At 59.6% G+C, this 16586-nt stretch carries 16 protein-coding genes; 12 read left to right on the top strand and 4 right to left on the bottom strand.

From position 1 onward, the window contains the following. Positions 1–257: 257 nt before the first annotated feature. Positions 258–1442, top strand: coding sequence for a NupC/NupG family nucleoside CNT transporter (locus CMQ96_RS10620; protein WP_024359575.1), 1185 nt, complete (start codon positions 258–260; stop codon positions 1440–1442). Positions 1443–1511: 69 nt separating this feature from the next. Here the strand turns inward: CMQ96_RS10620 and CMQ96_RS10615 are convergent, their stop codons facing one another. Continuing rightward, entirely contained in the window at positions 1512–1946 is a 435-nt protein-coding gene (locus CMQ96_RS10615; protein WP_024359576.1) for a DUF3574 domain-containing protein, read from the bottom strand. A 112-nt stretch (positions 1947–2058) separates the two neighbouring features. After that, the gene (gene putP, locus CMQ96_RS10610) at positions 2059–3567 is read right to left on the bottom strand and encodes a sodium/proline symporter PutP (RefSeq protein WP_004871280.1); all 1509 of its coding nucleotides are present in this window, start codon (positions 3565–3567) and stop codon (positions 2059–2061) included. A 427-nt stretch (positions 3568–3994) separates the two neighbouring features. Here putP and putA point away from each other — a divergent pair, with 427 nt between their 5' ends. Then, positions 3995–7957, top strand: coding sequence for a trifunctional transcriptional regulator/proline dehydrogenase/L-glutamate gamma-semialdehyde dehydrogenase (putA, locus tag CMQ96_RS10605; RefSeq protein ID WP_098066787.1), 3963 nt, complete (start codon positions 3995–3997; stop codon positions 7955–7957). Between the two features lie 193 nt (positions 7958–8150). Further along, positions 8151–8546, top strand: a complete 396-nt coding sequence (locus tag CMQ96_RS10600) for a lysozyme inhibitor LprI family protein (protein WP_004849815.1) — start codon at positions 8151–8153, stop codon at positions 8544–8546. Here CMQ96_RS10600 and rutR read toward each other — a convergent pair. Further along, positions 8543–9181, bottom strand: coding sequence for an HTH-type transcriptional regulator RutR (gene rutR, locus CMQ96_RS10595; protein WP_004871292.1), 639 nt, complete (start codon positions 9179–9181; stop codon positions 8543–8545). The two genes, CMQ96_RS10600 and rutR, sit on opposite strands and share 4 nt — an antisense overlap. 286 nt (positions 9182–9467) lie before the next feature. On the opposite strand from rutR, the gene rutA reads away from it, so the two are divergent. The 7 genes from rutA to rutG are packed head-to-tail and all read left to right on the top strand — an operon-like array spanning position 9468 to position 14889. Then, positions 9468–10559 carry a pyrimidine utilization protein A gene (rutA, locus tag CMQ96_RS10590; RefSeq protein WP_064342450.1) on the top strand — a complete coding sequence of 364 codons (1092 nt, stop codon included), beginning with the start codon at positions 9468–9470 and terminating at the stop codon, positions 10557–10559. Next, complete coding sequence (rutB, locus tag CMQ96_RS10585) at positions 10559–11269, top strand: pyrimidine utilization protein B (protein ID WP_098066786.1); 711 nt, start codon at positions 10559–10561, stop codon at positions 11267–11269. Before rutA ends, rutB begins: the two co-directional genes overlap by 1 nt. Next, positions 11262–11654 carry a pyrimidine utilization protein C gene (rutC, locus tag CMQ96_RS10580; RefSeq protein ID WP_004871301.1) on the top strand — a complete coding sequence of 131 codons (393 nt, stop codon included), beginning with the start codon at positions 11262–11264 and terminating at the stop codon, positions 11652–11654. Before rutB ends, rutC begins: the two co-directional genes overlap by 8 nt. Further along, positions 11651–12454, top strand: a complete 804-nt coding sequence (gene rutD / locus CMQ96_RS10575; RefSeq protein WP_024359580.1) for a pyrimidine utilization protein D — start codon at positions 11651–11653, stop codon at positions 12452–12454. The genes rutC and rutD overlap by 4 nt, the downstream gene beginning before the upstream one ends. After that, complete coding sequence (locus CMQ96_RS10570) at positions 12451–13041, top strand: malonic semialdehyde reductase (protein ID WP_024359581.1); 591 nt, start codon at positions 12451–12453, stop codon at positions 13039–13041. The genes rutD and CMQ96_RS10570 overlap by 4 nt, the downstream gene beginning before the upstream one ends. A 9-nt stretch (positions 13042–13050) precedes the next feature. Further along, positions 13051–13545, top strand: coding sequence for an NADH-dependent FMN reductase RutF (rutF, locus tag CMQ96_RS10565; RefSeq protein WP_024359582.1), 495 nt, complete (start codon positions 13051–13053; stop codon positions 13543–13545). Positions 13546–13566: 21 nt separating this feature from the next. Further along, complete coding sequence (gene rutG, locus CMQ96_RS10560; protein WP_004131289.1) at positions 13567–14889, top strand: pyrimidine utilization transport protein G; 1323 nt, start codon at positions 13567–13569, stop codon at positions 14887–14889. Positions 14890–15120: 231 nt separating this feature from the next. Here rutG and CMQ96_RS10555 read toward each other — a convergent pair whose 3' ends face one another. Further along, entirely contained in the window at positions 15121–15294 is a 174-nt protein-coding gene (locus tag CMQ96_RS10555; protein WP_004131287.1) for a general stress protein, read from the bottom strand. A gap of 374 nt (positions 15295–15668) precedes the next feature. Here CMQ96_RS10555 and wrbA point away from each other — a divergent pair, with 374 nt between their 5' ends. Continuing rightward, on the top strand, positions 15669–16265 hold the full coding sequence (wrbA, locus tag CMQ96_RS10550) for an NAD(P)H:quinone oxidoreductase (RefSeq protein ID WP_004131278.1): 597 nt from the start codon (positions 15669–15671) through the stop codon (positions 16263–16265). A 19-nt stretch (positions 16266–16284) separates the two neighbouring features. Beyond that, the gene (locus tag CMQ96_RS10545) at positions 16285–16512 is read left to right on the top strand and encodes a YccJ family protein (RefSeq protein ID WP_004131277.1); all 228 of its coding nucleotides are present in this window, start codon (positions 16285–16287) and stop codon (positions 16510–16512) included. The last annotated feature ends 74 nt before the right edge of the window (positions 16513–16586 follow it).

Here is a 16586-nt window from a genome sequence, read left to right as displayed (position 1 = left end):
GTGAACCGCAGTCAACTGATGCAAAGATAGGTAAATATTTCTGATAGTGATTATCATTACAATAATCAGAAACACAAGTGAAATGTGGAGTGAATGATGACGATTTGTAAATTAATCGCGAACAAATAATGACTTGCGCGATTATCTCGCAGCCCTGGCCCCACGGGGCAGGAGAAGGGGATTTTTTGCGGTGGATATTTACCCGGCTGCGCAGCTGTGGCTAAATGGCGGCCTTATTGACCTGCGAAATAAACGACATGACTCAATTCTTGCACTTCCTGCTGGCGCTGGTGGTTATCCTCGCCCTTGCCTGGCTCGCCAGCTATGACCGTAAAAAAATCCGCATTCGCTATATTATCCAGCTAATTGTTATTGAAGTTGCCCTGGCTTTCTTTTTTCTCCACGCCGAAAGCGGCCTGTGGCTAGTGAAAAATATTGCTTCCTTTTTTGAATCCCTGCTCGGTTTTGCCGCCGAAGGCACCAATTTTGTATTTGGCGGCATGAGTGAAAAAGGGCTGGCGTTTATTTTCCTTGGCGTGCTGTGCCCCATCGTCTTTATCTCCGCGCTCATCGGTATTCTTCAGCACTGGCGTATTCTGCCGATTTTCATTCGCCTGATTGGCACCCTGCTGTCAAAGGTTAACGGTATGGGCAAGCTGGAGTCCTTCAACGCGGTCAGTTCGCTGATCCTCGGACAATCAGAGAACTTTATTGCCTATAAAGGCGTGCTCGGCGACCTCTCTTCACGCCGCCTGTTCACCATGTCGGCCACCGCGATGTCGACGGTTTCGCTCTCCATCGTCGGCGCTTATATGAGCATGCTCGACGCGAAATACGTCGTCGCCGCGCTGATCCTGAATATGTTCAGCACCTTTATTGTGCTGTCGATCATTAACCCGACGCGTCCGGGCAGCGAGGAGGAGATCAAGCTTGAAAAGCTGCATGAGTCCCAGAGTTTCTTTGAAATGCTCGGTGAATATATTCTGGCCGGTTTTAAAGTCGCGATGATTATTCTGGCCATGCTGATCGGTTTTATCGCCTTAATTAGCGCGATTAATGCCCTCTTCGCCACGATATTTGGCCTGAGCTTCCAGCAGATCCTCGGCTACGTCTTTTATCCGCTGGCGTGGCTAATTGGCATTCCGCTTAGCGATGCGCTGAACGCCGGGAGTATTATGGCGACGAAACTGGTGGCCAATGAATTTGTCGCCATGATTGAGCTGCAAAAAATAGCCGCCAGCATGACGCCGCGCGGGCTGGGAATTTTATCCGTGTTTCTGGTTTCCTTCGCCAACTTTGCCTCTATCGGCATTATCGCCGGGGCGATTAAAGGCCTGAACGAGCAGCAGGGGAATATCGTTTCCCGCTTCGGCCTGCGCCTGGTGTATGGCGCAACGCTGGTCAGCCTGCTCTCCGCCAGCTTCGCGGGGCTGGTGCTGTAAATACAGCGCGTTGGCCTGTTATCCCGGGTAAGGCGTTAGCCGCAACCCGGGAATGTCATCGGATTCAAGTTAAAAATGTACGCACACCGGCTGGTCAACGCGCATCACCGACTCCTGCGCAAAGCGTGATTTATAGGTAGTGCGCAGCGCCTCAATCCCTTCTTCGCTCTTCGCATCTTTACCGTGAATCAGCATCAGCGCTTTGCTCTGCTCGCGCGCCACGGTACCGTCATTGCCCAGCCACTGCCCGCGCGCGTCAAAGACCGTCAGGCCATCGCGAAAGCGCGGCGTCACGTCGCGGTCAACGAACTGCTGCCACTCCTGAGCGGTGATATCCTTCCCGGCCGGACGGCTTAAGCCGAAATAGAGCGTGGTTTGTACCATCGCGTTATCCGCCGGGCAAGCGCTAGCATCGACCGCCGGGGTGGTCTTCGCGGCAGGCGCTACGCAGCCGCTCAATAATCCTGCCAGCACCAGCGCCACTGCACCCTGTCTGAAACTCATTTCGCTACCCTCATTGTTATTTGTGCTGAGATATCAGCGTATTTTCAAACGATTAGCAAGAGGCATAAATAACAAAGCCCGCAGAGCGCGGGCTTGATGAGGCTGCAGAGGCTTACTCGGCGGTCGCGCGTACCGGCGGCGCGGAGTGATAATGGGCGTCCGCTTCGGCGAAGCGTCGCTGCATCTCAGAGGAAGGCGCTTTACCCAGCAGGCTGAAGACCACAATCCCCAGGCTACCAAAGATAAAGCCAGGGATGATTTCATACAGGCCCAGCCAGCCGAACTGCTTCCAGACGATGACCGTGACCGCGCCGATGATCATCCCGGCCAGCGCGCCGTTACGGGTCATTCGTGACCACATCACCGAGAACAGCACCACCGGGCCAAACGCCGCGCCAAAGCCTGCCCATGCGTAGCTCACCAGACCCAGCACGCGGTTCTCCGGGTTGGCTGCCAGGGCGATAGACACCAGCGCCACAACCAGCACCATAAAGCGTCCTACCCATACCAGCTCTTTCTGACCGGCATTTTTACGCAGAAACGCTTTATACAGATCTTCGGTAATCGCGCTGGAGCACACCAGCAGCTGGCAGCTCAAGGTCGACATCACCGCCGCCAGAATCGCCGACAGCAGGATCCCGGCAATCCACGGATTGAACAGAATCTGCGCCAGCTCGATAAATACGCGTTCGGCGTTCTGGTTGACCGCCCCGGCAACGCCCGGGTTGTTATTGAAGTAGGCAATACCAAAGAAACCGACGGCAACGGCGCCCGCCAGGCAGAGGATCATCCAGGTCATGCTGATACGACGAGCGTGAACGATGCTGTGGTGCGAGTCCGCCGCCATAAAGCGCGCCAGAATATGCGGCTGACCAAAATAACCCAGCCCCCAGCCCATCAGCGAAATAATCGCAACAAAGTTCAGGCCCTTGAGCATATCGACGTTCTCAATACTCTTTTGCTTAATCACTTCCAGAGAATCGCCAAAACCGCCGACGGAAATGACCACCATCACCGGCGTCAGGATCAGGGCGAATATCATCAGGCTGGCCTGGACGGTATCGGTCCAGCTCACCGCGAGGAAGCCGCCGACGAAGGTATAAATAATGGTTGCCGCCGCGCCGGCCCACAGCGCGGTTTCATAACTCATGCCAAAGGTGCTTTCAAACAGACGCGCGCCGGCCACAATCCCGGAAGCGCAATAGATGGTGAAAAATAACAAAATCACCAGCGCCGAGATAATTCGCAGCACGCGGCTTTGATCTTCAAAGCGGCCGGTAAAATAATCCGGCAGCGTCAGGGCGTTATTATTGACTTCGGTATGCACCCGCAAACGCCCCGCCACCAGCTTCCAGTTAATCCATGCACCTAACGTCAGGCCAATGGCAATCCAGCTTTCGGAAATACCGGAAATAAATATCGCCCCTGGCAGCCCCATCAGCAGCCAGCCGCTCATATCGGAGGCCCCGGCGGAGAGCGCCGTGACGAATGGGCCAAGGCTGCGGCCGCCGAGAATATAATCATCAAAGTTCTTCGTCGAACGCCAGGCAATAAAACCGATGAGTACCATGCCAAAAATATAAACAATAAAAGTCACCAACATGGGTGTGCTAATAGCCATGTAAAAATCTCCAGAATTTTTGTCGACAGCGTCCAAATTTGTCGTTTTATCCACTACCGGAACGGGGCAATGGCCTATTGGTTGTATTGGGCGACCGTATCCTGACGGAAGCTTTGTTTTTTCACAAACGATTTAACACAGCATTTACACGAAATGCTTCCGGGACCAAACTTCATTTTGTTATAGGTTGCACTCTCTCACGTTTTTAGCGGTTGCACCACGCAAAAGTGTTAAGTGACGCATAGAAATACCTTATTAGACAGGGGATAAATATCTGTTATTTTCGTCATTATTTTTAACAATCCCGGCGTTTTACTACCTGCCACACAATTCTCAATTAACAAGGTTGCACAAAGTTGCAACATGGTAGATATTTCTACGCAACCTCATCTTGGCACGAAGACGTTCTATTACAGGAGTTCCTGACATGGGCACCACCACCATGGGTGTAAAACTTGACGACGCGACGCGTGAACGTATTAAATCCGCGGCGAGCCGTATTGACCGCACGCCGCACTGGCTGATTAAACAGGCCATTTTCAACTATCTGGAAAAGCTGGAAAACGACGAGACGCTGCCGGAGCTGCCGGCGCTGCTGTCCGGCGCGGCCAACGAAAGCGATGAGGCCGGTAACCCGGCTGACGAACCTTATCAGCCCTTCCTCGATTTCGCCGAGCAGATCCTGCCGCAGTCCGTTTCCCGCGCGTCGATCACCGCCGCCTGGCGCTGGGCCGAAACCGACGCCGTACCGATGCTGCTGGAGCAGGCTCGCCTGCCGCAGACTCTCGGCGAACAGGCGCACAAGCTCGCGTATCAGCTGGCGGAAAAGCTGCGCAATCAGAAAACCGCCAGCGGCCGCGCCGGAATGGTGCAAAGCCTGCTGCAGGAGTTCTCGCTCTCCTCACAGGAGGGCGTGGCGCTGATGTGCCTGGCGGAAGCGCTGCTGCGCATTCCGGACAAAGCCACCCGCGACGCCCTGATCCGCGACAAAATCAGCAACGGCAACTGGCAGTCGCATATCGGCCGCAGCCCGTCGCTGTTCGTCAACGCCGCCACCTGGGGGCTGCTGTTTACCGGCAAGCTGGTCTCGACCCATAACGAAACCAGCCTGTCGCGTTCGCTGAACCGCATTATCGGCAAGAGCGGCGAGCCGCTGATTCGTAAAGGCGTCGATATGGCGATGCGCCTGATGGGCGAGCAGTTCGTCACCGGCGAAACCATCGCCGAAGCGCTGGCCAACGCCCGCAAGCTGGAAGACAAAGGCTTCCGCTACTCCTACGATATGCTCGGCGAAGCGGCGCTGACCGCCGACGATGCCCAGGCCTATATGGTCTCCTACCAGCAGGCGATCCACGCCATCGGCAAAGCCTCCAACGGACGGGGCATTTATGAAGGACCGGGCATTTCGATTAAGCTCTCCGCGCTGCACCCGCGCTACAGCCGCGCCCAGTACGACCGCGCGATGGAAGAGCTTTACCCGCGCCTCAAGTCGCTGACCCTGCTGGCGCGCCAGTACGATATCGGCATCAACATTGACGCCGAAGAGGCCGATCGGCTGGAGATCTCTCTCGATCTGCTGGAAAAACTCTGCTTTGAGCCGGAGCTGGCGGGCTGGAACGGGATTGGCTTTGTCATTCAGGCCTACCAGAAACGCTGCCCGTTCGTGATTGACTACCTGATCGACCTCGCCACCCGCAGCCGCCGTCGCCTGATGATTCGTCTGGTAAAAGGCGCCTACTGGGACAGCGAAATCAAACGCGCGCAGATGGATGGCCTCGAAGGCTATCCGGTCTATACCCGCAAGGTCTACACCGACGTCTCCTATCTGGCCTGCGCGAAAAAGCTGCTGGCGGTGCCGAACCTGATCTACCCGCAGTTCGCGACCCATAACGCCCACACCCTGGCGGCGATTTATCAGTTGGCCGGGCAGAACTACTACCCTGGACAGTACGAATTCCAGTGCCTGCACGGCATGGGCGAGCCGCTGTACGAGCAGGTCACCGGTAAGGTCGCCGATGGCAAACTGAACCGCCCGTGCCGTATTTACGCGCCGGTTGGCACCCACGAAACGCTGCTGGCGTATCTGGTGCGCCGTCTGCTGGAGAATGGCGCCAACACCTCGTTTGTTAACCGGATCGCCGACAGCACCCTGCCGCTGGACGAGCTGGTTGCCGACCCGGTCGCCGCGGTGGAAAAACTGGCCCAGCAGGAAGGTCAGGTGGGCCTGCCACACCCGAAAATCCCGCTGCCGCGCGATCTCTACGGCAAGGGGCGCAGTAACTCAGCTGGCCTGGATCTGGCCAATGAGCATCGTCTGGCCTCCCTCTCCTCCTCGTTATTAAACAGCGCGCTGCACAAATGGCAGGCGCTGCCGATGCTGGAGCACCCGGTGGCCGAAGGCGAAATGCAGCCAGTCATCAACCCGGCGGAGCCAAAAGATATCGTCGGCTACGTGCGCGAAGCCAGCGATGACGAAGTTCAGCAGGCGCTGACCAGCGCGGTTAACAACGCGCCAATCTGGTTCGCCACCCCGCCGCAGGAGCGCGCAGCGATCCTCGAACGCGCCGCGGTGCTGATGGAAGGCCAGATGCCGACCCTGATGGGCATCCTGGTACGCGAAGCGGGGAAAACCTTCAGCAACGCGATTGCCGAAGTGCGCGAAGCGGTGGATTTCCTCCACTATTATGCCGGCCAGGTGCGCAACGATTTTGACAACGAAACCCATCGCCCGCTGGGCCCGGTCGTCTGTATCAGCCCGTGGAACTTCCCGCTGGCGATCTTTAGCGGACAAATTGCCGCCGCGCTGGCGGCAGGCAATACCGTGCTGGCAAAACCGGCCGAGCAGACGCCGCTCATCGCCGCTCAGGGCGTGGCGATCCTGCTGGAAGCGGGCGTGCCGCCGGGCGTTATTCAACTGCTGCCGGGCCGCGGGGAAACCGTCGGCGCCGCGCTGACTTCCGACGAGCGCGTACGCGGCGTGATGTTCACCGGCTCAACCGAAGTCGCCACCCTATTGCAGCGCAATATCGCCAGCCGCCTGGACGCTCAGGGCCGCCCGACGCCGCTGATCGCCGAAACCGGCGGCATGAACGCGATGATCGTTGACTCTTCAGCATTAACCGAACAGGTGGTGATCGACGTTCTCGCCTCGGCGTTCGACAGCGCCGGACAGCGTTGCTCCGCCCTGCGCGTACTCTGCCTGCAGGATGATATCGCCGACCATACGCTGACCATGTTGCGCGGCGCGATGGCCGAGTGCCGGATGGGCAACCCGGGGCGTCTGACCACCGATATCGGGCCGGTGATTGACGCCGAAGCCAAAGAGAATATCGAGCGCCACATCCAGACGCTGCGCGCCAAAGGGCGCAAAGTCTTCCAGGCGGTGCGCGAAAACGGCGAAGATTCCCGCGAGTGGGCCAGCGGTACTTTCGTTCCGCCGACGCTCATTGAGCTCGACAGCTTCGACGAGCTGAAAAAAGAGGTCTTCGGCCCGGTGCTGCACGTGGTGCGCTATAACCGCAACGAGCTGGAGGGGCTGGTCGAACAGATCAACGCCTCCGGCTACGGCCTGACCCTCGGCGTACATACCCGTATTGACGAAACCATCGCTCAGGTTACCGGCAGCGCCAACGTCGGCAACCTGTACGTCAACCGCAATATGGTCGGCGCCGTGGTCGGCGTGCAGCCGTTCGGCGGCGAGGGCCTGTCGGGTACCGGTCCAAAAGCCGGCGGCCCGTTGTATCTGTACCGACTGCTTTCCAGCCGCCCGCAGAACGCCGTCGGGATCACCCTCGCCCGTCAGGACGCGGAGTACCCGCTGGACGCGCAGCTGAAGACGCTACTGGAAAAACCGCTGGTTGCTTTACAGCAGTGGGCGGCGGATCGCCCGGAACTGCAGGCCCTGTGCCAGCAGTTCAGCGAGCAGGCACAGGCCGGAACCCAGCGTCTGCTGCCCGGGCCAACCGGCGAGCGCAACACCCTGACCTTTATGCCGCGCGACCGGGTGCTGTGCGTGGCCGATAACGAGCAGGACGCGCTCACCCAACTGGCGGGCGTGACCGCCGTTGGCTGCGAAGTGCTGTGGCCGGACGCCCCTCTGCAGCGCGAGCTGGCGAAAAAGCTGCCGCGCGAGGTCAGCGAGCGGATCCACTTCGCCAAAGCGGAAACCCTGACGACCGAGCCTTTCGATGCGGTTATCTACCACGGCGATTCCGATCAGCTGCGGGAGCTGTGCGAACAGGTGGCGGCGCGCGATGGCGCGATCGTTTCGGTGCAGGGCTTCGCCCGCGGCGAGAGCAATCTGCTGCTGGAGCGCCTCTATATTGAACGTTCGCTCAGCGTCAATACCGCCGCGGCCGGCGGCAACGCCAGCCTGATGACGATTGGCTAAGACCGCTCCCCGGGTCGCGGCTAACGCCTTACCCGGGCTACCCCAACGCAGGCCGCGCGTACCCGTAGCCCGGGCAAGGCGCTCCGCGCCGCCCCCGGGAAAACGGACGGCACAACGTCAGCTAATGACACCAGGCGCAGGCTGTGGTTAATTAAGGCTCCCGGACGGGAGCTTTTTTTATGGGAGTTGACCAATGAAACGCACTTTACTCGCTTTTGCCGCGCTGCTGGCAAGCACCCATGCGCTGGCGGACGAATGCAGCAACGCCAGCAATCAAACGGAAATGAACCAGTGCACCGCCGAGCAGTACCAGGCTGACGACAAAAAATTAAATGAAACGTATCAGGAAGCGCTGAAGCGCGCCTCCGGCAAGCAGCAGGAATTGCTGAAAAAAGCGCAGCTGTCGTGGATTGCCCTGCGCGACGCCGACTGTCAGTTCCTCGCCTCCGGCGCTGAGGGCGGCAGCGTACAGCCGATGCTGATCAACCAGTGCATGTCCGATAAAACCGTCGAGCGCGAGTCGTTCCTCGCCTCGCTGCTGCAGTGCGAGGATGGCGATCAGAGCTGCCCGCTGCCGCCCGCCAATTAACGCACGCGGATCCCTTCAATAATCATCCGCTGGACGTTATCAACGGTTTGCTGAAAAAACGCCTCATCGCGCAGCGTCGCGCCGGTTACCGCCTCAACCTGAGTGGCGAAATCGGCGTAATGCTGTGTGGTCGCCCAGATCATAAAGATCAGGTGCTGCGGGTCAACCGGCGCCAGCCTGCCGCTCTCGACCCAGCCGGAAATAATCGCCGACTTTTCATCCACCAGCGCTTTCAGATCGCCGGTCAGTTCACCCATCAGCAGCGGCGCGCCCTGCAGCATCTCCAGGCAGAACAGCCTTGACGCCTGCGGGTGATCGCGGGACACCTCCAGCTTGAGGCGAATATATTCGCCGATAGCCACCAGCGGGCTGATATCTTCGCGAAAGGCCTTCAGCGGCGCCAGCCAGATAGCCAGAATCTGCTGCAGCACGGCAATATACAGCGCCTCTTTCGACGGGTAGTAGTAGAGCAGGTTCGTTTTTGATACCCCGGCCAGCTCGGCGACCTGCTCAAGCCGCGTACCGTGGATACCAAACTGCGAGAACGCGTCCAGCGCGGCGGCCAGGATCGCCTCTTTTTTCGCGCTCACCGCCAGTGAACGTTTGCCGATCTTTTTCACGCTGCCCTGTGCCATTCATCATCTCCTTCTTTTCACGCCATCAGCATAGCAAAAGCCCAGCGCCGACACGACTCTCTGCACCCTGATTGCGCACGACTGCGGTTTTTTCGTGCACCGATTTTGACCATTCAGTCCACTTTTATTGCTGCTATTTTCGGCAACCATCCAGTAACACCCTAATAACATTAACCTTTGTAAAACTGGCATCGCCTTTGCTTTATCTTTCAGGCGAGGTGATTGAGGGAGATGCAGGATGCAGCGCCGCGCGCCTTCTTGTTCAACGACATGCAGAGAGGTAGGTATGAAAATTGGTGTCTTCGTTCCGATTGGTAATAACGGCTGGCTGATTTCCACCCATGCTCCCCAGTACATGCCAACGTTTGAGCTGAATAAGGCCATCGTGCAAAAAGCCGAACACTACGGCTTCGATTTCGCGCTGTCGATGATTAAACTGCGCGGCTTCGGCGGCAAGACCGAATTCTGGGATCATAATCTGGAGTCCTTCACCCTGATGGCCGGACTGGCGGCCGTCACTTCGCGCATTCAGATCTACGCCACCGCCGCTACGCTGACGCTGCCCCCGGCGATCGTCGCCCGCATGGCCTCGACCATCGACTCCATTTCCGGCGGCCGCTTTGGCGTCAATCTGGTGACCGGTTGGCAAAAACCGGAATACGAGCAGATGGGCATGTGGCCGGGCGACGACTACTTCGCCAGCCGCTACGACTATCTCACCGAATATGTCCAGGTGCTGCGCGACCTGTGGGGAACCGGACGCAGCGACTTTAAAGGCGACTACTTCACCATGAACGACTGTCGCGTCAGCCCGCAGCCGTCGCAGCCGATGAAAGTGATCTGCGCCGGGCAAAGCGACGCCGGTATAGCGTTCTCCGCCCAGCACGCGGACTACAACTTCTGCTTCGGCAAAGGGGTCAATACCCCTACCGCCTTCGCCCCCACCGCCGCGCGCATGATGCAGGCGGCGGAAAAAACCGGCCGCGACGTCGGCTCCTACGTCCTGTTTATGGTGATCGCCGACGAGACCGACGAGGCGGCCCGCGCCAAATGGGAACATTACAAAGCCGGCGCCGATGACGAGGCGCTGGCGTGGCTTACCGAACAGAGCCAGAAAGACACCCGCTCCGGCAGCGATACCAACGTGCGCCAGATGGCCGACCCCACCTCGGCTGTCAACATCAATATGGGTACCCTTGTCGGCTCTTACGCCAGCGTCGCCCGCATGCTCGACGAAGTGGCGGCGGTTCCCGGCACCGACGGCGTGCTGCTGACGTTTGATGATTTCCTGATCGGAATCGAAGCCTTTGGTCAGCGTATTCAGCCGCTGATGCGCTGCCGCGACCATATCGCCACCATGACTCAAGAGGTTGCCTGATGATTACCCTACCCGCTCGCCCGGAATCCCTGACCTTCGCGCCGCAGCAGAGCGCGCTGATCATCGTCGATATGCAGAACGCCTACGCCAGCCAGGGCGGCTATCTCGACCTCGCCGGATTTGACGTTTCCGCCACCCGACCGGTTATCGACAATATCAACCTCGCCGTGGCCGCCGCGCGCGCCGCCGGGATGCTGATTATCTGGTTCCAGAACGGCTGGGACGACCAGTACGTAGAAGCAGGCGGCCCCGGCTCGCCGAATTTTCATAAATCCAACGCGCTGAAAACCATGCGTAAGAACCCGGAGCTGCAGGGCAAGCTGCTGGCGAAAGGCGGCTGGGACTACCAGCTGGTCGATCAGCTGAAACCGCTGCCCGGCGATATCGTGTTGCCAAAACCGCGTTACAGCGGCTTCTTTAACACCGCGCTCGACAGCATCCTGCGCAGCCGCGGCATCCGCCATCTGGTGTTTACCGGTATCGCCACCAACGTCTGCGTGGAATCAACCCTGCGCGACGGCTTCTTCCTCGAATATTTCGGCATCGTACTGGAGGACGCCACCCATCAGGCCGGTCCGGCGTTTGCCCAGCAGGCGGCGCTGTTCAATATTGAAACCTTCTTTGGCTGGGTCAGCGATGTCGCCAGCTTCTGTACCGCCCTTGAGCCCGCCGCGCCGCACGCCTTTACCGAGGAGAAACGTTATGCCTAAACAGGTGATTATTCCGCCAGGCACCACCACGCCTATCGCGCCGTTTGTCCCCGGTACGCTGGCCGATGGCGTGGTTTACGTCTCCGGCACCCTGCCGTTCGATAAGCAAAACAACGTGGTGTATATCGGCGACCCAAAGGCGCAAACCCGCCACGTGCTGGAAACCATCAAGAGCGTTATCGAGACGGCGGGGGGCAGTATGGAGGATGTGACCTTCAACAGCATTTTTATCACCGACTGGAAAAACTACGCCGCGATTAATGAGGTCTACGCGGAGTTCTTCCCCGGCGACAAACCGGCGCGTTTCTGCATACAGTGCGGGCTGGTGAAGCCCGATGCGCTGGTGGAGATCGCCACCGTCGCCCATATCGGGAAACCGGCATGATGAAGCTGAACATCTCCCCGGCGCCTTATCCGGGCGCGCCGGCGGTGGTTCTGAGCGCCGGGCTCGGCGGCGCGGGCGGCTACTGGCTACCGCAGCGGGCGGCGCTCGAACCGCACTATCAGCTGGTGAGCTATGACCATAACGGCACCGGCGAAAACGGCGGCCCGCTGCCGACAGGCTACAGCATGGCCGCCATGGCGCAGGAGCTTTACGCGGCGCTGCAGGCGGCAGGGATTGAGCGTTTTGCGCTGGTCGGCCACGCCCTGGGCGCGCTGATTGGCCTACAGCTGGCGCTGGATTATCCCGCAGCGGTAAGCGCCCTGGTGCTGGTAAACGGCTGGCTGACGCTCTCCCCGCATACCCGCCGCTGCTTCCTGGTGCGCGAACGCCTGCTGCACGCGGGCGGCGCGCAGGCATGGGTGGAGGCGCAGCCGCTGTTCCTCTACCCGGCGGAGTGGATGGCCTCGCGCCTGCCGCGGCTGGAGGCCGAAGACGCGCTCGCCATCAGTCATTTCCAGGGCAAAGAGAATCTATTGAAAAGACTGAACGCCCTCAAGCAGGCCGACTTTTCACGCCGGGCGGCAGCGATAACCTGTCCGACGCTGATCATCAGCGCCGCTGACGATCTGCTGGTCCCGGCCTCCTGCTCCCGGGTGCTGCAGGCGGCAATCCCCGGCAGCCAGCTGGCGGAAATGGCCTGGGGCGGCCACGCCTGCAACGTCACCGATACCGCCGCCTTTAACCCTATTTTATGCGACGGGCTTGCCGCGATGCTGCCCGTCCCCCAGGAGAACCTATGAGCGAAGCCATTAGCCCGGCCGCCTGCGCCGCGCTGTTTACCGAGGCCCGAACCCACAACGGCTGGCTGGATAAGCCGGTCAGCGACGAGCAGCTGCGTGAAATCTACGACTTGCTGAAAATGGGGCCGACCTCCGCCAACTGCTCCCCGGCGCGCATCGTCTTCGTGCGCACGGCGGAAGGCAAAACGAAGCTGCGCCCGGCTCTGTCGAGCGGCAATGTCGAGAAAACCATGCAGGCGCCGGCCACCGCTATCGTCGCCTGGGACCGCGCATTTTACGATCGGCTGCCGGAGCTGTTCCCCCACGGCGACGCCCGCAGCTGGTTTACCTCCAGCCCGCAGATGGCGGAGGAGACCGCTTTTCGCAATAGCTCACTGCAGGCGGCATACCTGATTTTCGCCTGCCGCGCGCTGGGCCTGGACACCGGCCCGATGTCGGGCTTTGACCGCGAAATGGTCGATGCGGCGTTTTTTGCCGACGGCGGCTGGAAAAGCAACCTGCTGATCAATATCGGCTACGGCGATCCCGGCAAGCTGTACGGCCGCCTGCCGCGTCTGCCTTTTGATGATGCCTGCCAGCTGGCATAAGGAGCCCGTATGTCTATTGCCGATAAACAAAGCTTTCGCGACGCCATGGCCCACGTCGGGGCGGCGGTGAACATTATCACCACCGATGGTCCGGCAGGCCGCGCCGGCTTTACCGCCAGCGCCGTCTGCAGCGTCACCGACGCGCCGCCCACGCTGCTGGTCTGCCTGAATCGCTCCGCCTCGGTGTGGCCGATCTTCAGCCAGCACCAGGCGCTGTGCGTCAACACCCTGGCGGCCGGCCAGGAAGAACTCTCGAACGTTTTCGGCGGTAAAACGCCGATGGCGGAGCGCTTCGCCGCCGCCGACTGGCAAACCGGCGCGACCGGCTGCCCGCGTCTGGAAGCGGCGCTGGTCAGCTTCGACTGCCGTATCAGCCAGATCGTCAGCGTCGGGACTCACGATATTCTTTTTTGCGAAGTGGCGGCGATTGTACGCCATCCGGAACCGCGCGGACTGATGTGGTTCGACCGCGGCTACCACACGCTGATGCGTCCAGCCTGTTAACCTTTAACCCAGGATCTCATCATGGCTCTCTTCGATTTTCCTCGCTGGCAGTTAACCTCCCCCTCCGCCGCCTCCGGCGTCGTGGCCCCCGATGAACGGCTGTCGGTCGGGCAAACCGTGGTGATGGGCGTTCAGCACGCGGTGGCGATGTTTGGCGCGACCGTTCTGATGCCAATCCTGATGGGGCTGGATCCCAATCTGTCGATCCTGATGTCCGGCGTCGGCACCCTGCTGTTCTTTTTGGTTACCGGCGGGCGCGTGCCGAGCTACCTGGGCTCCAGCGCCGCCTTCGTCGGCGTGGTGATCGCCGTCACCGGCTTCAACGGCCAGGGACTTAACCCGCACCTCAGCGTCGCGCTGGGCGGGATTATTCTCTGCGGGCTGGTTTATACCCTGATTGGCCTGGTGGTGATGAAAATCGGCACCCGCTGGATCGAGCGGCTGATGCCGCCGGTAGTTACCGGCGCGGTGGTCATGGCGATCGGCCTTAACCTCGCGCCAATCGCGGTGCGCAGCGTGTCAGCGACGCCGTTCGACGGCTGGATGGCGGTGCTGACGGTGCTGTGCATCGGTCTGGTGGCGGTGTTTACCCGCGGAATGCTGCAGCGCCTGCTGATCCTCGTCGGGCTGATTATTGCCTGCGCGCTGTACGCGCTGCTGGCCAACGGCCTCGGGCTGGGCAAACCGCTGGATTTTAGCCTGCTTGCGCAGGCGGCGTGGTTTGGCTTGCCGCAGATAACCGCCCCGACCTTTAACGGCCAGGCAATGATGCTGATCGCCCCCGTGGCGGTGATTCTGGTGGCGGAAAACCTCGGTCACCTGAAGGCGGTAGCCGGGATGACCGGTCGCAATATGGACCCGTACATGGGGCGGGCGTTCGTCGGCGACGGGCTGGCCACGATGCTCTCCGGCTCGGTCGGCGGCAGCGGGGTGACCACCTACGCGGAGAATATCGGCGTGATGGCGGTCACCAAAGTGTACTCAACGCTGGTGTTCGTCGCGGCGGCGCTGATTGCGATGCTGCTTGGATTTTCACCGAAATTCGGCGCGCTGATCCATACCATTCCGGGACCGGTGATCGGGGGCGCATCGATTGTGGTGTTCGGCCTGATTGCCGTCGCGGGCGCGCGGATTTGGGTGCAGAACCGCGTGGATTTGAGCCAGAACGCGAATCTGATTATGGTGGCGGTGACGCTGGTGCTGGGGGCGGGCGATTTCGCGCTTTCTCTCGGCGGCTTCACCCTCGGCGGGATCGGTACGGCCACCTTCGGCGCAATTCTGCTGCACGCTCTGCTTAACCGCCGTCCGCGTGAGGCCGGGCAAACTAACGTCACCCCAGTATGAAAGCGTGTGCTGCTACGGAAGCTGCGTTGCTTCCCGGAGGCGGCGCTTAACGCGCCTTGTCCGGGCTACCGGTCCGCAGGCAACGGTAAACCCGTAGCCGCGAGCCGGGAGTTCCTCCCGCTCAACGGCCGCGGCAAAGAGACAAAAAAAACCGCCGACGTAACGTCGGCGGCGAGGGCGATGGGGTCGGGCCCGGGAGATTAACCCCCATCAGCAAACAATCAGGGGACGCTAGCTTTCGCGGCTACCATGACTGTTTTTACCCCCTTTCTTACCCGCTTCGGATGCGCGTTGAGGATCGTTTTTAAAGTTCCCCCCGCTGTGCTGGCCACCTTTACGACCTGCTTCTGATGCTCTTTCACGGTCTTCGGCAAAGTTGCCGGCGCCGCCACGATGGTTTGCCATTACTGACCTCCATTTAGGTTAGACATCATGCTGCATTAGGTGAAACACGAGGCTTTAGCCTCCGCGATACGGGTTGCGTATCACGTGCTTTTAAGGTTAGCGAAGGAAAGCCGTGCCGGGTGGATATCGTCACATCCTGAAATAGATTTTGTATAAGAACTGCCGCTATTACGCCGGACGCGCGCTAAGCGGCTCTTATGACAGCCTAAAATGGCGCCACTAAAGATGTATCTTTTTGCAACAGTCCTCGTTTTTTGCAATTTTGTTATAAATCAAATAAATGATTGTTGCATTTGCACTCTTCGTCACAGGTCTTATCTTTAAAGATAGCCAGTCGACTGGCTGGCTCATAACGCAACCGAGGAGTGATGCAAATGGCTAAGATTCTGGTGCTTTATTATTCTATGTACGGACACATCGAGACCATGGCGCATGCCGTCGCCGAAGGGGCAAACAAGGTGGATGGCGTTGAAGTGGTCGTGAAGCGCGTGCCGGAAACCATGCAGGCAGAGGTTTTTGCCAAAGCAGGCGGGAAAACGCAAAACGCGCCCGTCGCCACGCCGCAGGAGCTGGCGGAGTACGACGCCATCATCTTTGGTACCCCTACCCGTTTCGGCAATATGTCCGGACAGATGCGCACCTTCCTCGATCAGACCGGCGGTCTGTGGGCATCCGGGGCGCTGTACGGCAAGCTGGCCAGCGTGTTTAGCTCGACCGGCACCGGCGGCGGCCAGGAACAAACCATTACCTCAACCTGGACCACCCTTGCCCACCACGGGATGATTATTGTGCCGATCGGCTACGGCGCCCAGGAGCTATTTGATGTCTCGCAGGTTCGCGGCGGTACGCCTTACGGCGCCACCACCATTGCCGGCGGCGACGGCTCGCGTCAGCCGAGCGAAGAGGAGCTGGCGATTGCCCGCTATCAGGGAGAGCACGTTGCGGGCCTGGCAGTAAAACTACACGGTTAATCTTCAGCAGGAGGAAAGCATGCCGAATCAAGAAGCAAAGGCCCACCGCGTCGGTGAATGGGCAAGTCTGCGCAATACGTCTCCTGAAATTGCCGAGGCGATTTTTGAATTAGCCCATTACGATGAAAAGCTGGCGGAGAAAATCTGGGAGGAAGGCAGCGATGAAGTCCTGCCCCTCGCCTTCGCCAAAACGGATAAAGACTCCCTGTTCTGGGGCGAACAAACTATCGAACGCAAAAACGTGTAGCCCGGACAGGTACGCAATACCGCCTCCGGGAGTTCTTGCATGAGCTTCCCGGGGGCGGCGCAGAGCGACTTGCT

Source organism: Klebsiella sp. MBT K-1, from assembly GCF_002556465.1.
Lineage (GTDB): Bacteria > Pseudomonadota > Gammaproteobacteria > Enterobacterales > Enterobacteriaceae > Klebsiella > Klebsiella grimontii.
This window is presented reverse-complemented; position numbering and strand designations above follow the sequence as displayed.

Excerpts from the sequence above, each read along its gene's own strand:
- CMQ96_RS10620 (WP_024359575.1), top strand. The coding sequence starts at position 258 with ATGACTCAATTCTTGCACTTCCTGCTGGCGCTGGTGGTTATCCTCGCC.
- CMQ96_RS10615 (WP_024359576.1), bottom strand. The coding sequence starts at position 1,946 with ATGAGTTTCAGACAGGGTGCAGTGGCGCTGGTGCTGGCAGGATTATTG.
- putP (WP_004871280.1), bottom strand. The coding sequence starts at position 3,567 with ATGGCTATTAGCACACCCATGTTGGTGACTTTTATTGTTTATATTTTT.
- putA (WP_098066787.1), top strand. The coding sequence starts at position 3,995 with ATGGGCACCACCACCATGGGTGTAAAACTTGACGACGCGACGCGTGAA.
- CMQ96_RS10600 (WP_004849815.1), top strand. The coding sequence starts at position 8,151 with ATGAAACGCACTTTACTCGCTTTTGCCGCGCTGCTGGCAAGCACCCAT.
- rutR (WP_004871292.1), bottom strand. The coding sequence starts at position 9,181 with ATGGCACAGGGCAGCGTGAAAAAGATCGGCAAACGTTCACTGGCGGTG.
- rutA (WP_064342450.1), top strand. The coding sequence starts at position 9,468 with ATGAAAATTGGTGTCTTCGTTCCGATTGGTAATAACGGCTGGCTGATT.
- rutB (WP_098066786.1), top strand. The coding sequence starts at position 10,559 with ATGATTACCCTACCCGCTCGCCCGGAATCCCTGACCTTCGCGCCGCAG.
- rutC (WP_004871301.1), top strand. The coding sequence starts at position 11,262 with ATGCCTAAACAGGTGATTATTCCGCCAGGCACCACCACGCCTATCGCG.
- rutD (WP_024359580.1), top strand. The coding sequence starts at position 11,651 with ATGATGAAGCTGAACATCTCCCCGGCGCCTTATCCGGGCGCGCCGGCG.
- CMQ96_RS10570 (WP_024359581.1), top strand. The coding sequence starts at position 12,451 with ATGAGCGAAGCCATTAGCCCGGCCGCCTGCGCCGCGCTGTTTACCGAG.
- rutF (WP_024359582.1), top strand. The coding sequence starts at position 13,051 with ATGTCTATTGCCGATAAACAAAGCTTTCGCGACGCCATGGCCCACGTC.
- rutG (WP_004131289.1), top strand. The coding sequence starts at position 13,567 with ATGGCTCTCTTCGATTTTCCTCGCTGGCAGTTAACCTCCCCCTCCGCC.
- CMQ96_RS10555 (WP_004131287.1), bottom strand. The coding sequence starts at position 15,294 with ATGGCAAACCATCGTGGCGGCGCCGGCAACTTTGCCGAAGACCGTGAA.
- wrbA (WP_004131278.1), top strand. The coding sequence starts at position 15,669 with ATGGCTAAGATTCTGGTGCTTTATTATTCTATGTACGGACACATCGAG.
- CMQ96_RS10545 (WP_004131277.1), top strand. The coding sequence starts at position 16,285 with ATGCCGAATCAAGAAGCAAAGGCCCACCGCGTCGGTGAATGGGCAAGT.